Here is a 5,371-nt window from a genome sequence, read left to right as displayed (position 1 = left end):
GGTGGCGGCGGTGGCGCGCTCGATCGGCCGCCGGGTGGTCCGGCCCCGGACGGTACGCGGCCGGGTGGGGTGTCCGGGGGACCGGCCGCCGGCGGGCGGCCGGGAGCGGGAGCAGCGGCCTCCCGGGCGGCGTCCGCCCAGACGGCGCGGACCCGGGTGAGCTCCCGCGGCCAGTGCACCCGGCCCAGCTCGGCCAGGCGGTGGGGGAGGAGTGCGGCGACCGTCTCCCGCCCGGGGTCGACCACCATCGTCAGGGTCCCGCGGACCGCGTCCTCACCGTCGAGCGGCTGCTGGGCGGCAACCACGAAGCCGGTGCTGCCCGGGAGCTCGGTGCGCCGCAGCCAGGGGTCGGCCGGCTGCCGGGCGACGTGCGTGACAGGCACGCGACCCGCCGTCCTGACCACGGCCTGCGGCTCGGCGAGCGGGTTCCACGGGTACCTCACCTCGTGGGTGACCGAGCCTGCCCGGAACGAGCGGTGGCGGCCCTGGACCGGCAGGTGCCGGAACTCCTCCGAGGAGAGGAGCGCGGTGGCGCCGTCGGTGCGTTCCAGGCCGCGGTCGGAGATCCGCACCGGCACCTCGGCGTACTTCGTGTAGGGGCTGAGCCGGAAGCGGCCGAGCAGGCGCCGCGCCCCCACCGCGCTGAGGTAGGCGAGACCGAGCGCCAGTGCCGTCAGGGCCGCGACGAGCCCCCAGCGTGTGGCGTCGTCCACCGGGCGCACCATCGTCCCCGTCACGGGGACGTGGGCGTCGATGGTGGCGCCGTCGATGTCGACGAGCGTGACCGGGATGCTCCCCTCGACCCGTCCGTCGGCCGGAGCCTCCGCCGTGAAGGTGACCGTGACGTCGACCGAGGCTCCGGCCGCGATGTCGGAGCACTCGGTGTCCGCGGTCAGGGTGACGTCCCCGGCGCGGGCGGGGTGCGCCGTGACGGTGCCGGGGCCGAGGCAGACCCGGGTCGGTCCGTGCTCGGACCCGGTGAAGGTCAGCGCGGCAGCCGCGCTCCTCTCGCCGCTGAGCCGGCCCAGGTCCACCCGCGCCGGGGTCGGGACCGGGAACGACGCCGGGAACTGCGTCGTGAGGCTCTGCTCGACCATGACGGGGCCGAGCTCGATGCCGTTCGGGTGCGTGACGGCGGTCGCCCGGCCGGTGACGACGAGCGAGGAGGGGGCAGCGTCCGCGGGCACCGTGACGTCGGTGGCCCAGCCGTCCCCGTCCGGGCGGAGCTCGTGCACCTCCCCACCGACGGTGGCCTCCAGCGTGGTCGAGGAGTAGGTGTCGAGGTGCACGGGCGACCCGTCCGTCGTGCGGGGCGTGATGCGCAGCTCGCTCGGCTCGCCGATCACCACACCGTGCGGTGCCTCGACGGTGAGCGTGACACCCCAGAAGTGGTAGACGTCGATCAGCGTGGTCGCGGTCGGGTCGGTGACGAGCGTCCACGTGCCGGTGTTCCGCTCCAGGCCGCGGACGTCGACGGTGGTCAGCGAACCGGTGACCAGGACGCTGACGGAGGACCCACCGACGTCCGTGGTGGGCCGGTCGAGCACCACCGTCGTGCCGTCGGGGGCGACGAGGTGCATGGCCGCGGCGTCCGGGGTGCTCTCCGCCACCAGCCGGAACCCGCCGACGCCGGGGTCCGCGGCGATGGGGAAGCGGCCGTCGGGGCACTCCGCGCCCGGGCACCCGACCGTCCCGGAGGGCGTCAGGCCCTCCAGGAGGGCGCCCATCTCGGCGAAGAGCCGGGCGAGTGCTCCGGCGTCGTCGGCGTTGAGGAACGCCCCGTTCGTGACGTCGGCGGGGACCGGTGCCGTGCCGCAGGACTCGCTGCCGGCACTGCCCTCGGCGATCGCCCGCAGCCGGTCCCGGTCGAGGTCGGTGACGGCACCGCGGCCCGCGGAGGTCATCAGGCCCATCGCGACGACGGTGATGCCGTCGGCACGCACACCGTCGACGAGGCCCCCGGGTTCGCACAGCTCGGCCCGGGCGGCCGCGGTGGCCGGGCCCTCGCCCCAGCCGTCGACGTCGAGCTTGCCGTCGGTCAGCCAGAGCACGAGCTTGCACGCCGTGCCGCCGAGCTCGGCGGCACGGTCGCCCAGCGCCGCCTGCGCGTCCCCGAGCGCCCGGCGGTAGTCGGTCAGGCGGGCGCCGTCGCGCTCGGGCAGCTCCTCGCGGACCGCCGTGCGCAGCTCCTCGGCGTGGCCGCCGGCGAGGTCGCCCCAGCCGACGAGCTCGGTGCTCGTCTCGCCGAAGACCGAGAGCCGGGCCTCGACGGTGAGCGCGTCTCCGTCGTCCGCGAGTCGCTCGAGGGAGTCGAGCGCCGTCTCGATGGCACCGACCCGCAGGTCACCGGGATCGGTGTCGCGCAGGCTGGACGACTCGTCCACGACGACGGCCGCCAGGAGGTGGTCGGCCTGCGCGGTGCAGGCGGCGACCGCGGAAACGCTCTCCGACCCGACCGCCGAGAGCTCGGCGGCCGCGGGCGTGGTGCCGAGCAGGAGGAGTGAGGTGAGCAGCCCGACGAGGACCGCCGCTCCTGGGCGCCTCACCACTTCGCCAGCTCCGTCGCCACGAGGTAGCCGCTGTAGAGCCCGACCAGGAGGCCCAGCGCCGCGAGTGCGACCGCCGTGCGGTCGAGGAGCGGGTTGGGCCGGAAGTGCTTGCTCCGCCGGACGGAGGTGAGTGACCGGTGGAGGGTGAGCAGGAAGACCGCGACCACGGCGCCGAGGACGTAGCCGGCTCCGGCGAGCGGCCAGGGAGCTGCCCCGGTGGACACCAACCCGGCCAGCGCCGCAGCACCGGCCACGGTGACGGCCTGGGCCACCACCGGCCAGGACCGCGGGTCGACCGTCCCGTCCCGTCGCTGCGCCGCGTCCTGTGTCATGTCTCCGCCCGCCCTCGTCCGACAACGTGGCCCCCCGCCGTGAACGGACCGGGGCCTGCTGCGGAACCTACCCACGTCTCGACGGCCACTCTCGACGCTTGACGATGAAGGGCCGGGGGATCGTCACCTGTCGCTCGGGTGACCGGTGGGGTGAGCGGGGTGAGCGGAGGGTGACCGTGACGCCCACCGGGCGTGACGCCCGCTCTGGGCGCAAGATGCAGGGATGACGTTCAACGACGGGGTGCGCGGGGACGCCGGTCGCGTCCGCACGTCACGCGGGCGGCGCGGGATGGCCATCGGCGGCGGGCTGGGCGGCGGCGGGCTCATCGTCGTCGTCCTCGTCATGCTCCTCACCGGGCAGGACCCGGCCGGGCTCCTCGGCGGCGGAGGCGGCGGCGACGCCGGCCCGGGCCAGGACCTGAGCCACTGCCGGACCGGCGCGGACGCCAACGCCCACACCGAGGCCGCATGGTCCTGACGGCCGACGCCCTCGACGTCTACTGGGACGGGGTGATGAGCGAGCAGACCACCGGCGCCTACACCCCGCCGGGCTTCACCATCTTCACCGACTCGGTGCAGACCGGCTGCGGCGCGGCGACCTCTGCCGTCGGCCCCTTCTACTGCCCGGCGGACTCCTCCGTCTTCCTCGACCTCGGCTTCTTCGACCAGCTCGAGTCCCAGCTCGGGGCGCAGAACGCGCCCCTGGCGCAGATGTACATCGTCGCCCACGAGTGGGGCCACCACACCCAGCACATGCTCGGCACGATGGAGTCGGTGGACCGCCAGGACACCGGTCCCTCCGGCGACGCCGTGCGCCTGGAGTTGCAGGCCGACTGCTACGCCGGGATGTTCATCGGCGCCGCCGCCACCACCATCGACCCCGACACCGGGCAGGCGTTCCTCCGCGAGCCCACCGCGGACCAGGTGCGGACCGCGCTGGACGCCGCCGCCGCCGTCGGCGACGACCGCATCCAGGAGTCCGCCGGCCGGGAGGTCCAGCCCCACACCTGGACCCACGGCTCGGCGGAGCAGCGGACCCGCTGGTTCACCACGGGGTACCGCGAGGGTCGCCTCCAGGCCTGCGACACCTTCGCCGCGCAGACCCCGTGACGCCGCCCCGCGACGGCGCGCGGCGGGTCAGCGGGTGAGGAGGAGCGCCGGGTCGCCCAGGACGTCGGTGACGTCGGTGAGGAACGCCGCCGCCTCGGCACCGTCCAGCACGCGGTGGTCGAAGGAGACCGTCACCGTCACCACCTCCCGCAGCGCGACCTCACCGCGGTACTCCCACGGGCGACGGCGCACCGCACCGAGCGCGACGATGGTGCTCTGGCCCGGGTTGAGGATCGGCACGCCGCCGTCGACGCCGAACACCCCGACGTTCGTCACCGTGAGCGTCGACCCGCTCAGCTCGGCGGGGGACAGGGTGCCCTCCCGTGCCCGGCCTGCCTGGCGGGCGATCCGCTCGGCCAGCGTGCCGGCGTCGAGCGTGTCGGCCTCCCGGACGGTCGGCACCACCAGGCCGCGGTCGGTGGCCACCGCGATCCCCAGGTGCACGGCCCCGAACTGCTCGATACGGCCGCCCTCGGCGTCGAAGCGGGCGTTGGCCGACGGCGTGCGCCGGGCGGCGAGCACGACCGCCCGGCAGACGAGCGAGAGTAAGGTCGGGGCGTGCCCGGTGACACGGTCCTTGGTGCGGCGCAGCAGCGGGAGGGTCTCGGAGACGTCCACCGTGGAGTGGACGGCGGCGTGCGGGGCGCTGAACGCCGACTCGACCATGGCGCGGGCAGTGTGCTTGCGCAGCCCCGTGACCGGGACGAAGGTCGAGGCCCGGCCGTGGCGCACCGCGGCGTCGGCCGTGTGCTCGGGCCCGGGTGCGGTGCCGGCCACCGCCTCGACATCGGCGCGGCGGATGAGCCCGTCCGGGCCGGTACCGCGCACGGTGTCGAGGTCCACGCCGAGGTGCCGGGCGAGCATCCGTACCGGGGGCATCGCCCGCGGGGTGGTGTGGCGGTGCTCCACTGCGCTCGGCCGGCGGTAGGGCACGGTCTCCCACGTGCGCGGGCGGCGCCGCGGACGGGCGCCGGCCTCGGTCCGCGGTCCGTAGCCGACGAGCACCGCGTGCCGCTGCGGAGCCGCCGCGGCGGGCCCGGCGGTCGAGGCGGCAGGCTCGGCGGGGGTGGCCGGCGTGGCGGTGGACGGCGTCCCGGACGCTCCAGGCGCGGCAGCACCCGGTGCGACGGCCGGCTCCGTGGGAGCCGGCGGTGGAGCCGTGCCGCGGTCGCCGGCCGGCTCGAAGTCGACGAGCGGCGCGCCGACCGGGACGACCTCGCCCTCCGCGGCGTGGAGCCGGACGATGCGGCCCGCGTAGGGGCTCGGCAGGTCGACCACCGCCTTGGCGGTCTCGACCTCCGCGAGCACCTGGTTGAGCTCGACGACGTCGCCCTCGGCGACGTGCCAGGTGACGATCTCCGACTCGGTGAGCCCCTCACC

General features: G+C 75.8%; 5 protein-coding genes. 2 read left to right on the top strand and 3 right to left on the bottom strand.

Annotation, left to right across the window (positions count from 1 at the left end):
- Nucleotides 1-2,546 (bottom strand): hypothetical protein (locus Q0195_RS07560; RefSeq protein ID WP_299276618.1); only part of this gene is annotated, 2,546 nt, incomplete at its 3' end.
- Nucleotides 2,543-2,881 carry a hypothetical protein gene (locus tag Q0195_RS07555; RefSeq protein WP_299276615.1) on the bottom strand — a complete coding sequence of 113 codons (339 nt, stop codon included), beginning with the start codon at nt 2,879-2,881 and terminating at the stop codon, nt 2,543-2,545. The genes Q0195_RS07555 and Q0195_RS07560, both read right to left, overlap by 4 nt.
- Nucleotides 2,882-3,104: 223 nt before the next feature.
- Between Q0195_RS07555 and Q0195_RS15785 the strand changes: the two genes are divergently transcribed.
- Both Q0195_RS15785 and Q0195_RS07550 read left to right on the top strand, forming a co-directional pair.
- Nucleotides 3,105-3,359: a hypothetical protein gene (locus Q0195_RS15785; protein WP_366518087.1), complete on the top strand. Its 255-nt coding sequence runs from the start codon at nt 3,105-3,107 to the stop codon at nt 3,357-3,359.
- The gene (locus tag Q0195_RS07550) at nt 3,350-3,991 is read left to right on the top strand and encodes a neutral zinc metallopeptidase (protein WP_366518086.1); all 642 of its coding nucleotides are present in this window, start codon (nt 3,350-3,352) and stop codon (nt 3,989-3,991) included. The genes Q0195_RS15785 and Q0195_RS07550 overlap by 10 nt, the downstream gene beginning before the upstream one ends.
- A gap of 27 nt (nt 3,992-4,018) precedes the next feature.
- Here Q0195_RS07550 and Q0195_RS07545 read toward each other — a convergent pair.
- The coding region (locus Q0195_RS07545) for a dihydrolipoamide acetyltransferase family protein (protein ID WP_299276612.1) at nt 4,019-5,371 on the bottom strand (1,353 nt) is incomplete at its 5' end.

Source organism: uncultured Georgenia sp. (genome assembly GCF_937958535.1).
Classification (GTDB): domain Bacteria; phylum Actinomycetota; class Actinomycetes; order Actinomycetales; family Actinomycetaceae; genus Oceanitalea.
Note: the sequence above shows the minus strand (reverse complement) of the source record. Positions and strands in the feature narration are given on the sequence as shown.

Coding starts and splice junctions, on each gene's coding strand:
- Q0195_RS07555 (WP_299276615.1), bottom strand. CDS start 2,881: ATGACACAGGACGCGGCGCAGCGACGGGACGGGACGGTCGACCCGCGG.
- Q0195_RS15785 (WP_366518087.1), top strand. CDS start 3,105: ATGACGTTCAACGACGGGGTGCGCGGGGACGCCGGTCGCGTCCGCACG.
- Q0195_RS07550 (WP_366518086.1), top strand. CDS start 3,350: ATGGTCCTGACGGCCGACGCCCTCGACGTCTACTGGGACGGGGTGATG.